The sequence below is a fragment of the Paenibacillus artemisiicola genome, from assembly GCF_017652985.1.
Classification (GTDB): domain Bacteria; phylum Bacillota; class Bacilli; order Paenibacillales; family Paenibacillaceae; genus Paenibacillus_Z; species Paenibacillus_Z artemisiicola.
The window spans coordinates 631,142-651,549 of the sequence record NZ_JAGGDJ010000001.1 but is presented as its reverse complement, the minus strand read 5'-3'; the positions used below and the strand labels follow the sequence as shown (position 1 = coordinate 651,549).

The window sequence follows — 20,408 nt, the reverse complement described above, 5'->3', positions numbered from 1 at the left end:
GAATATTCATCATCTGGACAGGGGAATATAATCCCAATTGGAATGAATCGAGGGCAGACGATGGAGAATTTCAGGGAAAAATTCCGCAGCCAACGTTACATGGCGCATGTGAGCATACTGGGGACCACGCAACTTCATAAGCGTAATCCATATACGATTGCTTGCTGGTCCTTGGCCTTCCCGGGTTTTGGTCACTTGCTGTTGAACAAATATCTTCGCGGCTATGCACTGATTATGTGGGAAGTGTTCATCAACCAAAAAATCCACCTAAATGCAGCCATCGTCTACACCTTTAACGGTCAATTCCAAGCCACAAGAGATGCGTTAGATCCGAAGTTCATGTCCCTCTACATCCCCGTGTATTTATTCGCAATTTATGACAGCTATCGGTCAACCGTCGATTTGAATAAAGTTTATCTACTGGCTCAACGCGAAAAGGGGCCATTTAACGTCTTCAGTATCGGCGCTTTGGAGATCAACTACCTGGATAGACGTAAACCATGGGTGGCCGCGTTTTGGTCGATGGGGATACCGAGTCTCGGTCAACTGTATCTTCATCGTATCGTATTGGCTAGTTTTATCTTGATCAGTACGATCATTATCGTGTGGCAGTCCAACTTCATCTTAGCCGTGCACCATCTGATATTAGGACATGTTCGTACCTCCGCGGCCGTCCTTGACGAACAATGGTTATTGTATTTACCGTCCTTTTATTTCTTCACGATCTATGACGCGTACACAAATACCGTAGAGAATAACAAGTTGTTTATCGACGCCCAAAAAACGTACTTGATCGAAAAGTACCAGCCGGCGGGATTCACACTTGCCATCGAGGAGGAATAATCATGCAAATCATTGCAACGTTTGAACACTCGAGCTTGCTGGAAATCGCCTTGACGGAACTGGAGGAAAAGAAGGTTGCTTCAATTTACGCCGTACCGCTAGACCTGCGCAAGCGGGAACCGCGACTCCTGGATAGTATCCATCGCGCCGACGGCGTGTCGTTCATCGATAAGGGGATGATTTTTGCCTTTCTGTTCTCGACGGTAGGAGCAAGCAAAGGTTTCGTATGGCAAGGAGGGCCGATCATCTGGGGGATCGTAGGAGCCGTAATCGGATTTATCGTAGGCATAATCCTCAGCTGGGTCATTTACTTAATCAAACGAGAGAAAAACCAAACTCAAATCAAGCAGGGGAAGAAAGGCGAAGTGGTCGTCGTCGTAACGTGCGAGGAAGGACAAGCCTCCGTCGTTGAAGATATCCTTTGGGACCATCGGGCGCTTGGACTCGCAAGGACGAGATAAAGAACCGTTCCGATAGCGGGAGTCAATGGAGCCGGAGAAGGCGAAAAATCGTGCGGCAGCAGGCACTTATTTATATAGGGCACTGAAAGAAACGGCTGCGTAGCGCTACATAATGATCGGCTCGAGTCGGGTGACTGAACGTGATCCTTTAAAAGCTGTTGTAAATTGCAGCTTTTTTTCTTGCGTCTTGACACACATATTAGGTAACACTAATATTTTAATATTAGAAGTTGCTAATATGATCAAGCAGGTGATCCTAAGTGACGAAGACGAAGCTGGACGTGAAAGCCAAGTTCATTCGAGGATTCAGCGATAAAACTAGACTGCAGATACTCGATTGCATCAAAACCTCCGAAAAGACAGTGTCTGAAATCGTTGTGGCCTTAAACGGGAACCAATCCAATATATCTCAGCATTTAGCTTGTCTTAAAGGCTGCGGCGTCCTTGTAAGCCGTCAGGAAGGCAAGCATGTCTATTACAGCATAAGGAACGAACAAGTCACGCAACTGCTGGATCTCATGGAGCGCGTATTTTCGCAGGTTGAAGCCGAAGTTGAGGCATGCGAGAAAAACGACGAGCTGGATTGCTGCTCAAACGCCGGAGGGAAGACTTCCTATGAGCGATGAACAAGAGTCTCACGCGCTTGAACGGATCGAGCCATCAAGAGCTATGCGAACCTATACGATTGAAGGGATGGATTGCAGCTCCTGCGCGCTGACGATCGAGAACCATTTGAAGATGAACACGGCCGTCAAGCAAGTAAGCGTCCATTTTACTTCGGGGAAAATGACCATCGAGCATGACAATTCCGTCGAAGAGGTGATTCAAGCAGTTGCTCAAGCCGGTTATAAAGCAGTGCCGGCAGGCTCAGTCGGACGTAGCCGAGAAGCGACGAAGAATCGCAGCGAAAATAATGCCGTCGTCATCGCTGGCGTTTTGTTGGTTTGCGGGTTTCTTGGTTCGCATGCCGGAGTTCAGTCGATGCTTGTGAATGCGTTGTATGGCATCGCCATCGTTATAGGAGGGTATAAGCCGGCACGAAGCGCGTATTATGCGGCTAGAAGCCGTTCCCTTGACATGAACGTCCTGATGACGGCCGCAGTGATCGGTGCCGCGGCGATCGGGGAATGGCTCGAAGGCGCGACCGTGGTTTGGTTGTTTGCGCTGGGAAATATGCTTCAGGCACGATCCATCGAGAAAACCCGTGATTCCATTCGAAATCTCATTGATCTTGCGCCTGCCGAAGCAGACATCCGAAGCGGCAGCCAGCTTCTAAGGAAGCCCGTAGAAGAGATTCGAATCGGAGAGATGATGGTCGTCAAACCTGGCAACAAGATTCCGCTTGACGGCACCGTCGTCGCTGGGCAGTCCAGCGTCAATCAGGCTCCGATTACCGGGGAGTCGATTCCAGTCGACAAGCTTCCGGGCGATCCCGTCTATGCCGGAACGATCAATGAAGAAGGGCTTCTGGAAATTCAAGCCACGAAGCTGGCGCAGGACACGACCCTTGCCAAAATCGTTCATCTCGTCGAAGAAGCCCAAGAGAAAAAAGCGCCGACGGAGGCTATTGTCGATAAGTTCGCGCGCGTCTACACGCCGATTGTCTTTCTGCTTGCTTTGGCGGTCATGATCTTCCCGCCGATCATAGGTTTCGGGGCATGGAGCGCCTGGTTCTATAAGGGACTTGAATTATTGGTCGTGGCGTGCCCGTGCGCATTAGTCATCTCTACGCCCGTCGCGATCGTAGCTGCAATCGGCAATGCGGCGCGAAACGGCGTGCTCATTAAGGGCGGCGCGTTTCTGGAACTGGCGGGCAAGGTATCTGCGATCGCCTTTGATAAAACCGGTACGTTAACCGAGGGCAAACCAATGGTGTCGCAAGTCATTCCGTCGGAGGGGAGCGACGCGGAGCTGCTAGCCATCGCTTACGGACTGGAAGAATATTCAACCCATCCCATTGCAAAATCCGTCGTTCAATACGCGAAGGAGAGGGGGATCGCGCCGGCGCGAGGCGAGCAATTCCGCAACCTGCCGGGTAAAGGGGTAGGGGCAATCATTCATGGTCAGCTCTATTATGCCGGTAGTATGACTTTATTCCAGGAGCTTCGGGCTTCCCTTGGCGGACTTGGAGAACAGATTCGAGCTCTGCAGCAAGAAGGAAACACGATTGTTATCGTAGGCACGGTCGATCGTATGCTCGGCGTTATTGCGGTCGCCGACAGGATACGAGCAGCGTCGGTTGCGGCGATATCCGGACTGCGGCGCGAAGGCATCCGCGAGGTCATCATGCTGACGGGCGATAACGAAGGGACCGCCAAAAAAATTGCCGCGCTAACGGGCGTAACCCGTTCCGGGAGCGAGCTTCTGCCCGAAAATAAGGCTTCCGTCATTCGGCAGCTGCAGGAAGAAGGCCATACGGTGGCCATGGTCGGAGATGGCATCAATGACGCGCCGGCGCTTGCAACGGCGGATGTGGGCATAGCCATGGGCGGCGCCGGCACGGATACCGCCATAGAGACGGCCGACATTGTGCTCATGGCGGACAATTTGGAAAAACTCCCGCATACGATGCGATTGAGTCGAACCGCGATGAGAATTATAAAACAGAATATTGCATTTTCTCTGATGATCAAGGCAGCGGCTCTAATTTTGATTTTTCCGGAAATTCTCACATTATGGATTGCCGTAATTAGCGATACGGGAGCGGCGCTAGTCGTCATTCTCAATAGCATGCGATTGCTCAAAATAAAGAATTAAGCAAGAGCCATTGCCAATGTCGGCAATGGCTCTTTTTAAACACAAGAACAATACTCCATTGGATGATTAAGGCCGCCAGACTATACATGCTTCTGCGTTGTACGCCTATATGCGTAACTAGGTCCTTCTTTTTTATCGAACTCTTTACTTCTTGTCATCGTTTTCACTTCTTGATTACGATTTTACCATAATGAGAACGATCGGTAAAATATAAATCGTGAATAAATGACTAACTGGCATAAATTATGAAATATTAAGTTTGCAGTAGATGCGTTGACAAAAGGTTGTAGGAGTTTCTATTATGAGAACGATCGATCCCATTACAGCGCAGGTAAAGCGAAGAACGATGAAAACAAAAATAATTATCATAAATCAGGAGTGGAGGATATAAAACATGGCAAATTTAAACGGTAAAGTAGCAATCGTAACAGGCGCGTCGAAGGGGATCGGAGCAGGAATCGCGAAGGGTTTGGCGGAAGCAGGCGCGACGGTCGTCGTCAACTATTCCTCGAGTCGTGAAGGGGCAGAGCGCGTCGTTTCGGTTATTTCTGAATTTGGCGGCAAGGCCATTGCCGTTCAGGGGGATATATCCAAAGCCGCGGATGTCGAGCGGCTGTTCGAGGAAACGAAAAAGGCTTTCGGCACGCCGAGCATCCTGGTCAACAACGCCGGAATATTCGAATTCCAACCGGTCGAGGATGTGACGGAGGCGCTTTTCTATCGCCACTATAACATTAACGTGCTCGGGCCGATTCTGACCACGCAGCAAGCGTTGAAGCACTTCCCTAAGGAAGGTGGAAGCATCATCAATATCGGAACGATCGCAAGCAAGACTCCGGTTCCGACTACTATGCTTTACGCGTCGAGCAAAGGGGCAGTGGATACGATGACATTAGCGCTCGCGAAAGAGCTTGGTTCGCGTAACATTCGCGTCAATACCGTTGCCCCGGGCTATACAGATACTGAGGGTAACGCCGGTTTCGTTGCCAGCAAGGCCGGAAAGGCGTTTGCCGCGACAACGCCGCTCGGCGGCCGTTTCGGACAGCCTGAGGATATTACACCGACGGTCGTCTTCCTCGCCTCGGACGACGCCGCATGGCTGACGGGTGAGAGAATTAACGCTTCAGGCGGCGTACACTAATCGTATACATTCTCCCGTATCTTGGACGCCGTCCGAATAAAATGCGGCTGATTCGCTCGCAGGTGTATTGGACGAGAAATCCGGGCCAACAACTCGCTAGAATTAAAAGGAGACGGTTAACATGAGGACAATTAACGGATATCCGATTACGCCACAGCAGCCAATACCATCGGGCTTCGGGCATGATACAACGGCGACGGAAGCGCTTGGCGGTCGCGATCTTACTGGAAAAACCGCCATTGTAACGGGAGGTTACTCAGGAATCGGCCTGGAGACCGTTCGAGTTCTAGCAAAAGCAGGAGCGACGGTAGTCGTGCCTGCACGTACGTTGGAGAAAGCTCGCACTTCGCTCGCCGGCATTCCGCGGGTGGAGCTAGAGGAGTTGGATCTCATTAACCCGGCGTCGGTTGATGCTTTTGCGCGGCGGTTTCTCGATTCGGGAAGGCAACTGGACATTCTCGTGAACAGCGCCGGCATTATGGCTACTCCGTTGGCGCGCGACGCCCGGGAATACGAATCCCAGTTCGCTACCAATCATCTGGGGCACTTCCAGCTTGCGGCGCGGCTCTGGCCAGCCTTGAAACAGTCAGGCGGGGCCAGGGTGGTCGCCGTCTCATCGGGGGCTGCCCGCCTTGGAGGCGTCGATTTCGACGATCCGATATTCGAGCGGAGGGAATATGATAAGTGGATTGCCTATGCACAATCAAAATCCGCCAATGCGCTGTTTGCCGTCGAACTGGACAAACGAGGATATGCATCCGGCGTGCGCGCCTTCTCCGTGCACCCAGGCATAATCGAGACTGATCTGACGCGTCATCTGTCGAATGACGAGATTCGTGCCGGACGCCGGAACAGCAATTTAAAAACTCCTGAGCAAGGCGCGGCGACAAGCGTATGGTGCGCGGCAAGCGCCCAGCTTGACGGCAAAGGCGGCGTCTACTGCGAAAATGTTGATATCGCCAAAGTCGTGCCTGCCGATACCCCGATGGGGCAGCCGGGCGTCATGACCTGGGCCATTGATCCCGTTATGGCGGAGCGACTGTGGCAGCTCAGCGAGGACATGACCGGCATAAATTTCGAGACCTGACCGGGGGCCCTGAAGCGAAAGATGTTAAATGACTACGAGCGTCAGAAGCTGGTGGAACTAAAACAAGCGGAAGCTTGGAAGTGGGCGGAAGAGAAACGGTTTCTCAAGATCTATATGCAGGCTTCCTCCTCGAAGATAAGCCTACTGAATCGGATAAAAGCTTTGCTTGCCGAACTCATTTCTTCTATCGCATGACTAATTTCCAATTCTCACTCTTGGCAGCCGACCAGAAATGTTCGGCTGCTTTTGTTCAACTAGCGCCCACATTTCGGCTGCCGTTGTTCGTTGAAGCAATGGGCAGTTTTGAAGGATACTCAAAGCTGCTTGTCTTTCTTAATCTTTACTGCTGTTTCCGAATATTTCTTAGGGATATTAACAATACTTAATGGAGTAATTGAAAAAATACGGCACTCAATTATGTTGGAATCAAGACTCCAATACGAAGATACGAAGATACTTTTAGAAGGAGAAGTGATAAAAAAATGACTAAGGTGTGGCTGATTACGGGTAGCTCTCGGGGTTTGGGTCGTTCATTGGCCGAAGAGGTACTGGCTTCCGGAGACAAATTAATTGCAACGGCACGCAAAGCAGATCAGCTACAGGACCTTGTTGACCGTTATGGTTCGCAAGTTCATCCCGTATCGCTGGATGTAACCAAGACGGACGAAGTGAGGAAAGCAATTGCAACGGCATTTGATGTTTTTGGAAGATTGGATGTGGTCGTCAATAATGCGGGATACGGAAATATCGCTGCTATCGAAGAAACTTCCGAAGAAGATTTTAGGGCGCAAATCGAAACGAACTTGTGGGGCGTTATTCACGTATCCAAAGGCGTTCTTCCTTATATGATCAAACAAAAGTCCGGACATATTATTCAAATTTCTTCCGTCGGCGGACGGACGGGTGCACCAGGCCTGGGGGCTTATCAAACTGCTAAATGGGCTGTAGAAGGATTTTCCGAAGTGTTGTCCAAAGAAGTCGCGCCGCTTGGAATAAAAGTATCCATCGTTGAGCCTGGCGGATTCCGTACAGATTGGGCGGGTGCTTCCATGCAGCATGTTGAACCAGGAGAAAACTATACATCCACGGTAGGACTGATGCTGCAAAGAACGAGAGAATCAAGCGGCAAGCAACCGGGAGACCCGGTAAAAGGAGCACGAGCAATCATTACGATTGCGAACGCCGAAAACCCACCCCTTCGGTTATTGATGGGCAGTGACGCAGTGAAAATCGCAAATATGGTAGACCAAGCTAAGCTTGATGAAACCAAACAGTGGGAACAATTGAGCATATCGACCGATTATTGAGGAGCATGTCTAAGCTGCGTAAATCGCTGTCGGGTGACAAGAACAGGATCTCATTAAAGGCCGCTGAGTGGAAATTTATTCTGATGCGATAGGTGACACACAACGAAAATAGGCTGCCGACGAAATGTCCGGCAGCCTTTTCAAGTTTTAAAAATAGCAGCAACGCGGGACTCGAGACTTCTACCTTGGCGAGCTGATCCGATTCGAATACGATGCGAACAACTTTCAACAGATGGTCTTCTGGTCATTGTAGCGTCGGGCAAAGTTTTTTGCGTTTTGTAATTGACACAACGCTAACATATATATACAATTATCGATATTGATAATCATTATCAATGAATGATAGGATTTGAACAGGATTACGGAATAAAAATGAGAAAAGGGATGGTTTTAGACATGCAAGCAAAACGCAAGATTTCGTTAAAGGCACTAATTTTCTCTGCTATTATTATGGTTCTGCTCGTTGGTTGCTCGAATAACGGTAACAACGATACTGAATCCAACGCCAGCGTTCAACCTGCGACGGAAGCTGCTTCTGCAAGTCCAGAAGCAGCTGCTACAGATACAGAAGCTGGATCCGACGCAACGGCATCAACTTCCGAAAGCGAGTGGCCGCGAACGATCACGGATGATCTTGGGCATACCGTTACTTTTGAGAAGGCCCCTGAAAGAGTAATCCCGGCTTATTTCGGACACATAGAAACACTGATAGCGCTTGGTGTGCCGCCGGTCGCGGCACCGAGAGCAAAGTCGTTTATTATGACCAGAGAAGCGCTCAAGCCGATGGCAGATAAATTAAACATCACAGAATTGGCCGACTCTCAAGGCTTTGAGCAAATGATGGAAGTCTCTCCGGATTTAATTGTAGCAACAGCTAACGATAGTGCTGATTATGAAGCATACAATAAGGTTGCACCCACGCTGATGTTTGACTCTCAAACGTGGCAAGATGTTTTAAACGACTATGCTAAGGTCCTGGGCAAAGAGAAAGAAGCTGCGACAATTATCGCCGATCTAGAAAGCTTAATCGCGACATCCCGTGAAAAGTTGGCTCCATACATGGACAACACTTCGGTTGTCATGGCCGACCAGGGTAATAATACCTTTGGCCTTGTCGGCTCCGATCCTGCTGGTCGAACCCCATGGTTTGATAAGACGGGGTTTGGCTTGACTCCACCGAAAGGTTACCCCGAGAAATATACCCAGATATCGCTGGAAGGATTGGCAGAGTTGGATCCGGATTACATTTTTTTGGATAATATAGACGGTGCGGAGAAAGACAATTATGCGCCAACCTGGCTTATGCCTGGTACTGAGGACACTGCAATATGGAAAAATTTGAAGGCAGTGAAAGCTAATCACGTGTTCAATCTTCCTCCAGGATCTATGGCAGGCGCCCCGCTAAGCCAGAAGCTTGCGATAGAAAAAGTGGTAGAAAGCATTGTTAAATAAAGAATAAAACCGCATAGGAAATCGGGCCGACTATACCAGTCACCCGATTTCTTGTGTTATATCCAGTAGAATGAGGGCGTTCAGAATGGTTTCTAAATCCGTTGCTACATCTTCCGACATTCAAAATAAAAACGGAATGAAGGCTTTCCTTATGCTTGGCGGGAGTATCGCCCTGCTGCTATTGATGGCGTTTTCTGTTACGCAGGGAGCCAAACCTATTCCGTTTTCAATGATCTGGGAAGCGATCTTCAACCTTGACCGTAACAACATGTCGCACATCGTCATTGTCGACCTACGTATACCCCGTGTGCTTGCCAGCGCTCTGGTCGGCGCCGCTTTTGCAGTTTCAGGCGCAGTCATGCAAGGCATAACGCGCAATCCCATGGCAGATTCCGGCCTTTTGGGTCTTAATGCCGGCGCTGGCTTGGCTCTGTCCGTTTGCATCGCGTTCTTTCCGCAAATTGGATACAATAATGTCATTATTTTTTCCTTTATCGGTGCAACGATCGCCTACTTAATGGTCAACGGAATCGCCATGTATCGCCGCAGTGCTGCAACGCCCATGCGGATTGTGCTGGCAGGCGCAGCTGTCGGTGCTTTGTTTACCGCGCTAAGCCAGGGGATTGCGCTGTATAACAAAGTTTCGCAAAACATCATGTTTTGGATGGCGGGCGGTGTTGCTGGCAGCACATGGAAACAGGTTACTCTCATGTCTCCCTGGATATGCCTAGCATTGATTAGTGCTATTGTCCTTTCTCGGTATATATCGCTCCTCAATCTGGGAGATGATGTTGCAAAGGGCTTGGGCTTAAATACGAAGCTGATCAACTTGCTATGCTCACTGACTGTGCTGGTTCTAGCCGGAACTTCGGTATCGGCTGTCGGCGCGGTAGGATTCGTGGGTTTGGTCGTACCGCACGTAACCAGATTTCTGGTAGGGGTGGATTACCGTGCGATTATACCTGCATCGGCCGTTTTAGGAGCCATCCTGATGGTGAGCGCGGATTTGGGTGCGCGTATGTTAAACCCGCCGTTTGAAACGCCTATTGGTGTGCTGACTGCGTTGATCGGCATTCCTTTCTTCCTTTATTTAGCGCGCAGGCAAAGGAGGGCGGTGTAATGAATGACCTGATCAAGAAGAACCAAGCGTATGAGAACAAGGTGGCGTTTCGAAATATAGCGATCGTTCTCATGTGTGCGTGCGCACTTGCAGTTTCCTTTATTGTCAGTATGAAAACCGGTCATGCAAAGCTCTCCGCGCTTGATACGCTGCGCACTTTATTCGGGGGAGGAACGGAGAGGGAAAATGTAATCTTATTCGATTTCCGGTTGCCACGAATAACCTTATCCATACTTGTAGGTGCCGGGCTCGCTTTATCTGGATGTACGGTTCAGGGAGTAACAAAAAACGCGATGGCAGATCCTGGATTGCTTGGTATAACGGCAGGCGCAGGGCTGATGGTTATTCTATTTACCATGTTTGTTGGCACGGAATCCTTCTTGTCTATATTTACGCTGCCTTTTTTAGCCTTACTAGGTGCCGGGTTGACGGCTATTTTGATCACTGTTCTTGCCTACAAAAAAACGGATGGCATTGCGCCCATGCGATTGATATTAACAGGCATTGCCATGCAGGCGGGAATCTCTGCCCTGACCATCGTACTTGTCATTAAACTAAGCGAGGAACAATATGACTTTGTAGCCGCGTGGCGAGCAGGCGATATATGGGGGAGCAATTGGCAATTCGTGATTGCCCTGCTTCCGTGGCTTCTCATCTTGATCCCCTACTTAATGTACAACTCGAGAAAATTAGACGTACTGAGCATGAGTGATGACACCGCATACAGCTTGGGTGTTTCGGTTGTGAAACAGCACAGAAAGTTGTTATTTGTTTCCGTGGCTTTGGCGGCGTCCTGTGTGTCCGTCAGCGGGAGTATAAGCTTCGTGGGGCTGATCGCGCCTCACCTCGCCAGACGGTTAGTAGGTTCCAGACATAGTATCCTTATACCCGTGTGCGCGCTGGTTGGGGCAGTGCTAGTGTCTGTTGCGGATACGTTATCCAGGGTTATTCTACCGCCTGCCGGTATCCCCACAGGGATAATCGTCGCCATTATTGGAGCGCCGTATTTTCTTTATCTCTTAGCTACTGCAAATGAGCGTTAATAGATGAGCGTTTCGGCGCGATTAGTTGATCATGTTAATCATAACAAGGGCGTTACAAGAGCCGGAAGGAGGATAGGGATTGTCTGCGCAGCTCGAATTATACGAGGTGACGATTATTGGCGGCGGTCCTACGGGAATATATACCGCTTTTTATAGTGGAATGCGCCGATTTGGACATCAGGACGAATGAACGATTCGACGCGGCATTATCGCGTTACGATAGAATTCAGCATCACATAGGCGTGAGTCTCGAATCCATCGCTCGCTTCTCCTTGCGGCTTGTTGACTTTGAACGCATAAGTGCTGCCTCCGATGTCTTTGACAATATATAGCTTGGTCAGGTTACTAGCGCTGGCTTTCAGTACAAGCCGAGCATCCTGCATCATCGGATGAATTTCGTTATCCTGGAGCTCGCTAACCTCGCCCAGTTCCGACAGTTCCGCTTCGGCTTCCTTTTTTAATTCATCCCAATTATAGTCCGCTGGCAGTTTCTCAATTTCCACATTGTAATTCTTGTCGAAATCCATCATGAGCTTGCCGTTGGCCGCATCATAGTTGAAAATATCGAATACATAGAGGGAATATCCGTTGCCTTCGGCAAGCATCGCTGTCTTTTCTTCCTGCATGCCTTCCAGTTCTAACTCGAACGTTTTTTCGGCAGGCAGTCGGACCGTAACTGTATCATTTGGCGGTTGGTCGGTTCCGGCCACGGCAGGCGCATCATCGTTTCCCGAGTTCGCGGCGTTATTCCCTGAGCATGCGGCAAGCGCCAGCACCATTGCAGCAATCCCCAGCGTCAGCTTCATTTTTCTTGCCAAACTCATGTGAACACCTCCTCCCTTTTTTTGACGGAAAGGATGCAAAAATGTTGCATGGCGTGCCGAAGTCGGGCTTGTTGTCTATATTGATTGCGACTGGCCGCTTGCATTCTACATAAGCGCAGTGGTAAGCGAAACATTCGGGGCGAAGGTAAACTGGGATGGGAAGACGAAGACGGTAAGAATCGATAAGTAAAATAAAGGGGCATACTTCGAAGTCAATGATTGACCTTGGAGTACGCCCTATTTTTGGTTATGGTTTCAGCCAAACGCCGCCAGTACCGTCATACTTTCTACGGAAAGATTTGATTTTAAACTAATCTCATCTACTGGCACAGAATACCCAATTCGCAGTTTAGTTACGTTGCGGCAAGATAAAGCGGGCATTGCGTCAGGGGCGTGTCGTATGTGTGCTTTCCCCGAAGATAACCTTTGTAGATAGGTGAATCACCTCAAAAGCCCTATTTGGCCGCTGGATCCGGTACAGAAGCTCCTCTGCGGCCCGCAACCCCAGTTGAAACTCATTATTCGCAACCGTTGTAAGCGAAATATCCAGAAGCTCGGTTTCTTTCATCTGGTCAAAACCGGATATAGCGATATCTTGCGGAACCCGCAAACCTTTCTCCTTTACGAACCGGATGGCGTGAAGCGCCATAAGGTCGTTACCGCAAACTAATGCGGTAGGAAGCTGTTCGAGAGCTCCAAGCGTATCGGCAATGCCTTCAAAGGATTGATAACTTATAGAATGCGTACTCGTTATGCAGTAGCTTGGATTCTGTGGAATATTTGCTTCATGAAGGGCTCTACTATATCCTATCCAACGCTCACGAAAGCTTCGGGACGAAATATCTCCTATAAAACCGATCTCGCGGTGCCCCGACTCAATGAGATGACGGGTAATCCGGTACACGCTTTCCTCGCTCTCCATCAGTACAAGATCGGCTTTGAGGTCGGTTATCGGCAGCTCGGCATTCAAATCAATAAAAACCTTGGGCAGGGAATGAGCCAGTAATTTCTCGGTGTAGGCCTTGTTCAACATTCCCACTACGACAAATCCGTCAATTGTACTGTTCAGCATGGGAGGCACCGTGAGGGAAATGATATCCTCATCTTTGATAAACGACATCTTCATGTCGTAACCGCTTCCTCTGAGTACATCCTCGACGCCCCTCATCAGGTTCATCCAATATCCGTTTGTACTCCTGTCGATTCGAGTTAAATAGGCAATACACTTCGTGCTTTGGGAAATAGCGGTTCGTTCGCCGGTGCCGGGAACCATTTTCTTATAACCCATTGCAATAGCCTGTTCAAAGACTTTTTTTTTGGTCTCTTCCGAAATGCTTGCGTGATTATTCAGTGCCTTTGATACCGTGTTTCTAGAAATACCTAATTCATTGGAGATGTCGTAGGTGGTTACTTTTTTGTTCACCAGTTTCCAATCCCTCTTTTGTACGAGTATTAATTTAATTTTAATAGTTGGCAAATATTTGTCAACTACTGTGCAAACTTTGTAACTATGTTTACTTTGCGAAATGACGAATCGATTCGTTTGTAACATTATTTCAACATTGAGAGATTGCTGGATGTAACAGGTATCATCTGCTGGAAAAATAATATTTACACTTAAATACAGCGATGCTATAATTTTCCCGAACAGATTGGTGTGCAAAATGACGATAATGTAACGTTCGTAACTGTACGTGTTTATCTCCTTTGGCGCATCAGTCTTTTTTTGTTAAGGCTATGGAAGCGCTTTATTATGTGAAAGGTTTTTGATTGAACCGGTTCTGGCCCTGCGCGATCATGACCTTTACTGTGGTTGGCAGCGCCAGCATCAGCTGGCATGAGGATGTGTCCATACAAGGAAATGGAGGCGATTACATGATTAGAGGATTGACTCGAGCGGGGCTGGGATCAACATGGAGCAACGAGGAATTTATCCGTAAAGCGGCAGCATACGGCTTCGAATCGGTGGATATCGACGCGAAAGGTTTGATTAGTTCGCTGGGCAGGGAGGGGGCGGCAAGCTTGCTTGCCGAAACCGACGTTGCGATCGGCGCGATCGGGCTCCCTGTTGATTGGCGCAGTACTGACGCAGCATTCAAGCAGGCTTTACCTGCGCTCGCCGAGTCATCTGCCGCTGCGGCTGCGCTCGGCTGTACACGCTGCGTCACGTACATTCTGCCTTCCACAGATCAACCGTCCGCCCGCTTTATGGCGCAGGCCGTCTATCGGCTTCGCGTCTGCGCTGAAATCTTAGGCGCATATGGGCTGCGGTTTGGCCTGGAATTCGTCGGGCCTCACCATGCGCGCACGTCCAAGAAGAATCCGTTTATTTGGACAGTGGAAGAGACGCTTGACATGGCCGCCGCAATCGGCCTTCCGAATGTCGGACTGCTGGTTGATTCTTATCACTGCCATACGACCGGATTTCAACCGTCCCAACTGGAGCGGTTGAAGGCAGAACAAATTGTTCATGTTCACATCAACGATGCCAAAGATTTGCCGGTCGAAGAGCTGAGAGACAACGACCGCCTCTATACGGGCGAAGGCGTAATAGACTTGAAAGGTTTCCTCTCCGCATTGAAGAAGATCGGATATGATGGACCGGTTGCGCAAGAGGTGCTGACTCCGGAGCCGCCCGCGGGTGATCCTGAAGAGCTCCTGAAGCGGACCAAAGCTGGCTTTGACCAGGTATTTCCGGACTAATCGGATTCACGTATCGGTCATCCTGATTGTACGAAGAGGTGTTGTTACCATCATTTCGGAAGCGTTTACAATCATTGGTTGAACTTTGAGGAGGGCTTGAAGGTGAAGAAACGAATCAAAACGAAATGGCTTGGGCTGGCGCTGACCGGCGTAACGCTGCTGGGCACCGCTTGCTCGAACGGCGCAAACAGCGGAAACAATACGCCGGCGAACAACGGGACGGCCGATACCGCCGCGCCTGAGAAGCCGATGGATATCAGCATAACGCTGAACGGCGGCCCGAAAACGCCGAATTCATGGAGCGAGAAGACATTAGAGGAGCAACTGACAGATAAACTCGGGAGGCAGGTAACGGTCGACCCGATCTTCCTGCCGGCTTCAGAAGTAGATACGAAGATCAACTTACTGATGAGCGCCAAGAACACCCGGCCGAATATTCTATGGACCGGCGATACGAAGGAATATTCGAAGTGGGTCCAGGCGGGCATCATTCAGGACCTTACCCCTTCGCTGCAGAAATACGGCAAAGAAATTATCGATTACTATTCCAAGGACACACTCTTTTATCATTGGGATTCCAGCGGTAAATTGTATCAAATCCCCGGAGATGTTGCGGAAGCCGGCACCATGACCACAATCATTCGCAAGGATTGGTTGGACAAGTTAGGGCTTCAGGTGCCGAAAACGCTGGATGAATTCGTTCAAGTACTCCGTGCCTTTACGAACGATGATCCGGACGGCAACGGCAAAAAGGATACGTACGGCTTGTCGGGCGATTACTATTTCCGCAGTCTCGCGCCGTTCTTCTATGCATATGGGGTGGATCCCGATGCGTTCATCAAGCAGGATGACGGATCAATCAAATACGGTGCCACCATGCCACAGGTAAAAACGGTGCTGCAGCAGATTGCCCAACTGTATGGTGAAGGGGTTATTGACCCCCGAATGGCCAGCGCCGCGAACATTACAAACGAAAAAGTCGATGAAATTTATGCTTCCGGCAAGGTCGGGGCGTTCTACCGGTGGGTCGCCTACTTCAATCCGTCAGGCAATGCGGCAATCAATTTTAAACAGAACAACCCGGGCGGCGAATATATGGCCATCGATCCGGTGGCGGGGCCGGACGGTTTCAAGTCCGACATTCCGTCTGCCCCGAGAGGCTGGTGCTATCTGGTCGTAACCGACGCGGGCTCTGCCGACGAAGCGGTGCAGGTGCTCAACGTCATTGCTTCGCCGGAAGTCAACTCTTTGCTCCGCTTCGGCAAGGAAGGTGAGCATTATACGATGGATAACGGCGTGTATAACAGAAAAGTTACGCCAGACGAAGCCAACAAGCTTGGACTCGACAATTTTTCCTGGGTCATCACGCGCAAGGATGCGTCCAACCTTTCCAATACGCCCGAGGTGACCAAGTTGTTCGAATATAAGGAAAAAACGTCCCAACCGATGCGCGACAAGATTGCCGTATTCAAAGCGACGAACCGTCCGCAATGGGATAAATATTCAACGGATATCCAAAAAGCCCGCGACGAGACGTTTTGGGGCATCATTACCGGCAAGCTCGGCATCGATGCATTCGATAAATTTGTAGATCAATATCAGAAGCTGGGCGGCAAGGCAGTTGATGAAGAAGCGAACGCGCTTTACAGCGCTCAGGAAGAAGAATACGCCAAGTATGACGAATGGTACGAGGAAAACATCATTCCCTATAAGTAGCTTTTTGCATAAGTCCAGCCGGCCGGACCGACTTTAAGCAGGCAGCCTGACAGACGTGCAGCAATAGAAGACCAGACGAAGTTTTCTTGCAAAATGGGGAAGAGGAAGCTCCGACGCGGAGCTCCTCTTCCATTTCAAGAAGAGATGAGGTGTCCGAATGGAACCGTCAGCCAAAACCATGGTCCGAACGAAGTTGAGTTCGACCAGCCAACGGAAATTGTGGAAGGATGTTGTGCGCGACAGGTATTTGTATCTGCTGTTGTTGCCCGGTCTGCTGCTGATTTTCGTGTTTCGTTATGCCCCGATGTACGGCATCGTCATCGCCTTTAAGGATTACAATATTTATAACGGAATCAAGGGCAGCGAATGGGTCGGCTTCGAGCAGTTCAATAAGTTGTTTAATTCCCCTGATTTCTATGAAATATTGCGGAATACGCTCGTGATCAGCGTGTATAAACTGGCGGCGGGCTTTTCTGTTCCCATCATCCTTTCCCTGCTGTTGAATGAGTTAAAGAACATGGTCTTTAAACGGATTACGCAATCGATTATTTATTTGCCTCATTTTGTGTCGTGGGTCATTTTCTCCGGCATCCTCATTACCTTCCTGAACCCGGTCGATGGCCTAGTTAATTATATTATCAAAGGCGCCGGCGGAAAGCCTATCGATTTTCTCATCAATGTGGATTACTTCCGTTCCATTCTCGTGGCGAGTGATCTGTACAAGGAAGTGGGATGGGGAACGATCATTTATCTGGCGGCCATGTCGGGCGTAAACCCCGAGTTGTACGAGGCCTCGAGAATGGACGGGGCGAATAAAGGAAGGCAGATGTGGCATGTGACGCTTCCTGCCATTCGTCCTGTCATAATCATTCTCGTCATCCTTAGCTTGGCTAACATTCTGGAAGCTGGCTTTCAGCAAATCTTCCTGTTGTACAGCCCGCTCGTATATGACGTCGCCGACATTATCGATACTTACGTCTACAGAGTAGGGATTGCCGATGCCAATTACAGCTATGCGACCGCGGCGGGTGTATTTAAGTCTTTGATCGCAATGATCTTAATCGTGTCGGCCAATAAAATCGTGAAGAAATTCGGACAAGAGGGGCTCTGGTAGGAGGTGAGGACTTGATTGGATTAACGAAGGGCGAACGTTTGTTTCATGTGCTGAATCATTTGTTTTTTATTATCCTGATGGTTGCGATGATCTATCCGTTCTGGTATATCGTCATGGGCTCGTTAAGCGAACCGGAAAAGACAATGGGGGGCGGATTTTTCCTGATGCCCGAAGGGTTTTCGATATCCGCCTACAAGGCGGTGTTGCAAAACGTATCGCTGCTGACCGGCTTTCAGGTGACAGTGATTTCGACCTTGGGCGGCGTGCTGATTGGCACGTTCTTCACCGCGACAACGGCCTATGCCCTTTCCAGAAAGCGGCTGCGCGGACAAAAGACTTTTGCGTTGCTCATTCTGTTCACCATGCTGTTCAGCGGCGGGCTGATCCCCACTTATCTATTGGTCAAAGGGCTGGGCATGATCGACTCCTATTGGGCGCTGATTCTGCCGAATGCAATGGGGGCATGGAACATATTTGTGATGCTGAGTTTCTTTCGTGGCCTACCGGATGAGCTGGAGGAGGCGGCCAAGATCGATGGGGCTGGCGATTTGACTGTATTTTTTCGTATCGTGCTCCCGCTTTCCAATGCCGTCATCGCAACGATCGCCTTGTTTATCGCCGTCGGGTACTGGAACGATTTCTTCAGCTCCATTCTTTATATGACGGAAAAGAACATGTGGCAGCTGCAGATGGTGCTCAGTGATATCATCAGCAACACGAGCGCTGCCACCGAGCAGTCGGGGCTCTCCATCGGCTTTCAAAACCAGGTGAATGTATTCACGGTTCGGATGGCTGCGATTATGGTATCGACAATTCCGATTTTGATCGTCTATCCGTTTGTGCAAAAGCATTTTGTGAAAGGCGCCCTGATCGGTTCCGTCAAAGGATGAGATTGTCCAACGTATGATATTCAAATGATCGGAAGGCGAAGATGGTTAGAATTGAAAAGTAAAAGAGGGGCCGCCCCAAAGCTTTGGATGTTGGGACAGCCCCTTATTCATTAGCGCATTTTGTATCTCGCCATGACGCCGGACGCATTCCTCGTCTCGTTCTCCCTAATTTCCTCCATAAACTGCGGCCACCATTCCTTGTGCTCCGACCACTCCGCCGCTTTGCCTGCCGCTTGCCCCCAAGCTTTCATTGCCTGATCTGCGATCTCCGTCGTAGCCGTCAGGCTTCCGTAATCCGGGATGAGCCATTTGTGCCCGATTTGGGCATGCAGCACCTCGTCCGCCCAATCGTAATCTTGGATCAATAAGGAAATCGGATTTCCGGTTTCTTTTGCAATCTCCCATTCTTTCTGCTTGCCGGTTTGTTTGGGCATGAGACTTTGTTCGATCCGCCAGAGCACCAGATGGGCCTCAGTAGGGGTAAGCTCTGTGTTCAAAATCATGGATGATCCTATAGGGATCGGGTACTTATAGAAAGGGACACCTCCGAAGTAAAGGCCGATTTCTCCGAGCATCGCATGCCGCGTTTCATCCCATAGTTGACGGCTGAGATCCGTATAGTATTCCCATGGTTTGCCTTCAATTTTATATAGAATAGGTCCCATCCACTCCGGTACGTCCATTTCCCGGAGCCGTTTATAGATGAGGGAATACGCGCGTTCTTCGGGAGAACAGTTCTCGTCCCAGAAATAAGAATCGATCTTCGCGGACGTATTGTACGGGTCGATAAACCGCTCGTCTCTTCTCGGAACCGGGTCCATCTCGTATTTCTGCCCATCTGAGCGCAGGGTTGCCGTACAAGGCTCAGGCGTGACATCTCCGAAAATGCCGCCGGCAGCTTTTAGAAGCGTTTGCAGATGATTTTCCCAATGCGCCGCAAGCTTTTCTTTCTCAGGCAAATCGATTAGCGCTGTCAAAGCTTGCTCACCCCAAGCTGCCATCTCTTCTTGGTCTTGCAGTATGCCGCGAAGTAGTCGATAGGTGGGATGCTCGGCAATTCGGTTCATCTCATCGAGATAACGGTTCAGCGCCTTGATCATCTCCTTGCGGATGACGCGGTAAAACCCAATAAGCAACTCAATGGTATCATCACCGCGAATCGCTTCATCGAGCCAAATGCGCAATTTATCATCCGGTACTTGATCGAGACCCAATGGAGGTTCGCGCATTTCGGAAACCCGTTTGCGTATCGCTGCGCTATGTTCAGCATCGAGCCACAGATGATAGCCGAACGCGCATTTCACTTCCCATTCGGGAACGCGGGCGAGATGCGCGGATAACATTTGATTCAGCGATTTGGAAATATAATTAAACCGCTTCAATAATTCGACGCTTCGATCTACAGTAAACCCAGGTTTACATGCTTCATCGTACGTGCAAATTCCGGCAAGAGGGGGTATACCTTTATTGTCAATATCAACCCGATTCAACGCACGCCACTCCCTTTTGAATAATAGAATATGTCTATTATATAAGGTCAAAGGGATTAAAGATTGGTCTAAATAAGTTCTGTTATTTGTCAAAATCAACTGTGTACGTTCTACAAGGGGGAAAAAGGAACGGAGCTGGAAATGAAACTGTGAATGGCTTTCGATGGAGCAGTGAAGCGAAGCTATTGAACGCTCAGGGTACGCGGAATTGCCCAGCTTCCTACTCGGAAGCCACTTACCTTAAGAATTTGGTAACGGGCTTATAAATAATCTCCATCAGCTGCGTCGTGCCGGGCATATGAGGGAAGAGCGCTGTCAAGAGGAGAATGAGCCACCCCGCGATGGTCAACGCCACACATGCAGACCGTTCTCTAGTCCGATCTTTCTTGATTCGCGGCAGATCGTAGAAGAAGATGAGAAGCGCGAGCAAGCAAATGCCAACCATATAACTCATAAGAAT

At 49.5% G+C, this 20,408-nt stretch carries 18 protein-coding genes; 14 read left to right on the top strand and 4 right to left on the bottom strand.

The genetic code is table 11. The features are described 5' to 3' along the window. Positions 1 to 60 precede the first annotated feature (60 nt). The 10 genes from I8J29_RS02910 (at position 61) to I8J29_RS02865 (ending at position 11,211) form a co-directional block, all read left to right on the top strand. The gene (locus I8J29_RS02910) at positions 61 to 843 is read left to right on the top strand and encodes a hypothetical protein (protein WP_208846103.1); all 783 of its coding nucleotides are present in this window, start codon (positions 61 to 63) and stop codon (positions 841 to 843) included. A 2-nt stretch (positions 844 to 845) separates the two neighbouring features. Further along, positions 846 to 1,304: a hypothetical protein gene (locus I8J29_RS02905; protein WP_208846101.1), complete on the top strand. Its 459-nt coding sequence runs from the start codon at positions 846 to 848 to the stop codon at positions 1,302 to 1,304. A gap of 260 nt (positions 1,305 to 1,564) precedes the next feature. Continuing rightward, entirely contained in the window at positions 1,565 to 1,930 is a 366-nt protein-coding gene (locus tag I8J29_RS02900; RefSeq protein ID WP_208846099.1) for an ArsR/SmtB family transcription factor, read from the top strand. After that, the gene (locus I8J29_RS02895) at positions 1,920 to 4,061 is read left to right on the top strand and encodes a heavy metal translocating P-type ATPase (RefSeq protein WP_208846097.1); all 2,142 of its coding nucleotides are present in this window, start codon (positions 1,920 to 1,922) and stop codon (positions 4,059 to 4,061) included. The genes I8J29_RS02900 and I8J29_RS02895 overlap by 11 nt, the downstream gene beginning before the upstream one ends. A gap of 394 nt (positions 4,062 to 4,455) precedes the next feature. Beyond that, the gene (locus tag I8J29_RS02890; protein WP_208846095.1) at positions 4,456 to 5,202 is read left to right on the top strand and encodes an SDR family NAD(P)-dependent oxidoreductase; all 747 of its coding nucleotides are present in this window, start codon (positions 4,456 to 4,458) and stop codon (positions 5,200 to 5,202) included. Between the two features lie 121 nt (positions 5,203 to 5,323). Then, positions 5,324 to 6,289 (top strand): oxidoreductase, encoded by a 966-nt coding sequence (locus I8J29_RS02885; protein ID WP_208846093.1) that lies wholly within the window; start codon positions 5,324 to 5,326, stop codon positions 6,287 to 6,289. A gap of 482 nt (positions 6,290 to 6,771) precedes the next feature. Beyond that, a complete protein-coding gene (locus I8J29_RS02880) occupies positions 6,772 to 7,596 on the top strand; it encodes an oxidoreductase (protein ID WP_208846091.1) in 825 nt (274 codons plus the stop codon). A 396-nt stretch (positions 7,597 to 7,992) separates the two neighbouring features. Further along, positions 7,993 to 9,048, top strand: a complete 1,056-nt coding sequence (locus tag I8J29_RS02875; RefSeq protein ID WP_208846089.1) for an ABC transporter substrate-binding protein — start codon at positions 7,993 to 7,995, stop codon at positions 9,046 to 9,048. An 85-nt stretch (positions 9,049 to 9,133) separates the two neighbouring features. Then, entirely contained in the window at positions 9,134 to 10,168 is a 1,035-nt protein-coding gene (locus I8J29_RS02870) for a FecCD family ABC transporter permease (RefSeq protein WP_240545831.1), read from the top strand. Further along, the gene (locus tag I8J29_RS02865) at positions 10,168 to 11,211 is read left to right on the top strand and encodes a FecCD family ABC transporter permease (RefSeq protein WP_208846085.1); all 1,044 of its coding nucleotides are present in this window, start codon (positions 10,168 to 10,170) and stop codon (positions 11,209 to 11,211) included. Before I8J29_RS02870 ends, I8J29_RS02865 begins: the two co-directional genes overlap by 1 nt. A 206-nt stretch (positions 11,212 to 11,417) precedes the next feature. On the opposite strand, the gene I8J29_RS02860 is transcribed toward I8J29_RS02865, so the two are convergent. Continuing rightward, complete coding sequence (locus tag I8J29_RS02860) at positions 11,418 to 12,035, bottom strand: hypothetical protein (protein ID WP_208846083.1); 618 nt, start codon at positions 12,033 to 12,035, stop codon at positions 11,418 to 11,420. Positions 12,036 to 12,420: 385 nt separating this feature from the next. Then, a complete protein-coding gene (locus I8J29_RS02855) occupies positions 12,421 to 13,458 on the bottom strand; it encodes a LacI family DNA-binding transcriptional regulator (RefSeq protein WP_208846081.1) in 1,038 nt (345 codons plus the stop codon). Positions 13,459 to 13,910: 452 nt separating this feature from the next. On the opposite strand from I8J29_RS02855, the gene I8J29_RS02850 reads away from it, so the two are divergent. From I8J29_RS02850 to I8J29_RS02835, 4 genes are all read left to right on the top strand, one after another. Continuing rightward, entirely contained in the window at positions 13,911 to 14,738 is an 828-nt protein-coding gene (locus I8J29_RS02850) for a sugar phosphate isomerase/epimerase family protein (RefSeq protein WP_208846079.1), read from the top strand. 102 nt (positions 14,739 to 14,840) lie between these two features. Next, positions 14,841 to 16,454, top strand: coding sequence for a type 2 periplasmic-binding domain-containing protein (locus I8J29_RS02845; protein ID WP_338113015.1), 1,614 nt, complete (start codon positions 14,841 to 14,843; stop codon positions 16,452 to 16,454). A gap of 157 nt (positions 16,455 to 16,611) precedes the next feature. Continuing rightward, positions 16,612 to 17,568 (top strand): ABC transporter permease, encoded by a 957-nt coding sequence (locus tag I8J29_RS02840; protein WP_240545830.1) that lies wholly within the window; start codon positions 16,612 to 16,614, stop codon positions 17,566 to 17,568. 11 nt (positions 17,569 to 17,579) lie between these two features. Then, positions 17,580 to 18,458, top strand: coding sequence for a carbohydrate ABC transporter permease (locus tag I8J29_RS02835; protein ID WP_240545829.1), 879 nt, complete (start codon positions 17,580 to 17,582; stop codon positions 18,456 to 18,458). Between the two features lie 110 nt (positions 18,459 to 18,568). On the opposite strand, the gene I8J29_RS02830 is transcribed toward I8J29_RS02835, so the two are convergent. Continuing rightward, positions 18,569 to 19,948, bottom strand: coding sequence for a hypothetical protein (locus I8J29_RS02830; RefSeq protein ID WP_208846077.1), 1,380 nt, complete (start codon positions 19,946 to 19,948; stop codon positions 18,569 to 18,571). Between the two features lie 235 nt (positions 19,949 to 20,183). Further along, complete coding sequence (locus tag I8J29_RS02825) at positions 20,184 to 20,402, bottom strand: hypothetical protein (RefSeq protein ID WP_208846075.1); 219 nt, start codon at positions 20,400 to 20,402, stop codon at positions 20,184 to 20,186. Positions 20,403 to 20,408: the final 6 nt, after the last annotated feature.

Coding starts and splice junctions, on each gene's coding strand:
- I8J29_RS02910 (WP_208846103.1), top strand. CDS start 61: ATGGAGAATTTCAGGGAAAAATTCCGCAGCCAACGTTACATGGCGCAT.
- I8J29_RS02905 (WP_208846101.1), top strand. CDS start 846: ATGCAAATCATTGCAACGTTTGAACACTCGAGCTTGCTGGAAATCGCC.
- I8J29_RS02895 (WP_208846097.1), top strand. CDS start 1,920: ATGAGCGATGAACAAGAGTCTCACGCGCTTGAACGGATCGAGCCATCA.
- I8J29_RS02890 (WP_208846095.1), top strand. CDS start 4,456: ATGGCAAATTTAAACGGTAAAGTAGCAATCGTAACAGGCGCGTCGAAG.
- I8J29_RS02885 (WP_208846093.1), top strand. CDS start 5,324: ATGAGGACAATTAACGGATATCCGATTACGCCACAGCAGCCAATACCA.
- I8J29_RS02880 (WP_208846091.1), top strand. CDS start 6,772: ATGACTAAGGTGTGGCTGATTACGGGTAGCTCTCGGGGTTTGGGTCGT.
- I8J29_RS02875 (WP_208846089.1), top strand. CDS start 7,993: ATGCAAGCAAAACGCAAGATTTCGTTAAAGGCACTAATTTTCTCTGCT.
- I8J29_RS02870 (WP_240545831.1), top strand. CDS start 9,134: ATGGTTTCTAAATCCGTTGCTACATCTTCCGACATTCAAAATAAAAAC.
- I8J29_RS02865 (WP_208846085.1), top strand. CDS start 10,168: ATGAATGACCTGATCAAGAAGAACCAAGCGTATGAGAACAAGGTGGCG.
- I8J29_RS02860 (WP_208846083.1), bottom strand. CDS start 12,035: ATGAGTTTGGCAAGAAAAATGAAGCTGACGCTGGGGATTGCTGCAATG.
- I8J29_RS02850 (WP_208846079.1), top strand. CDS start 13,911: ATGATTAGAGGATTGACTCGAGCGGGGCTGGGATCAACATGGAGCAAC.
- I8J29_RS02840 (WP_240545830.1), top strand. CDS start 16,612: ATGGAACCGTCAGCCAAAACCATGGTCCGAACGAAGTTGAGTTCGACC.
- I8J29_RS02825 (WP_208846075.1), bottom strand. CDS start 20,402: ATGAGTTATATGGTTGGCATTTGCTTGCTCGCGCTTCTCATCTTCTTC.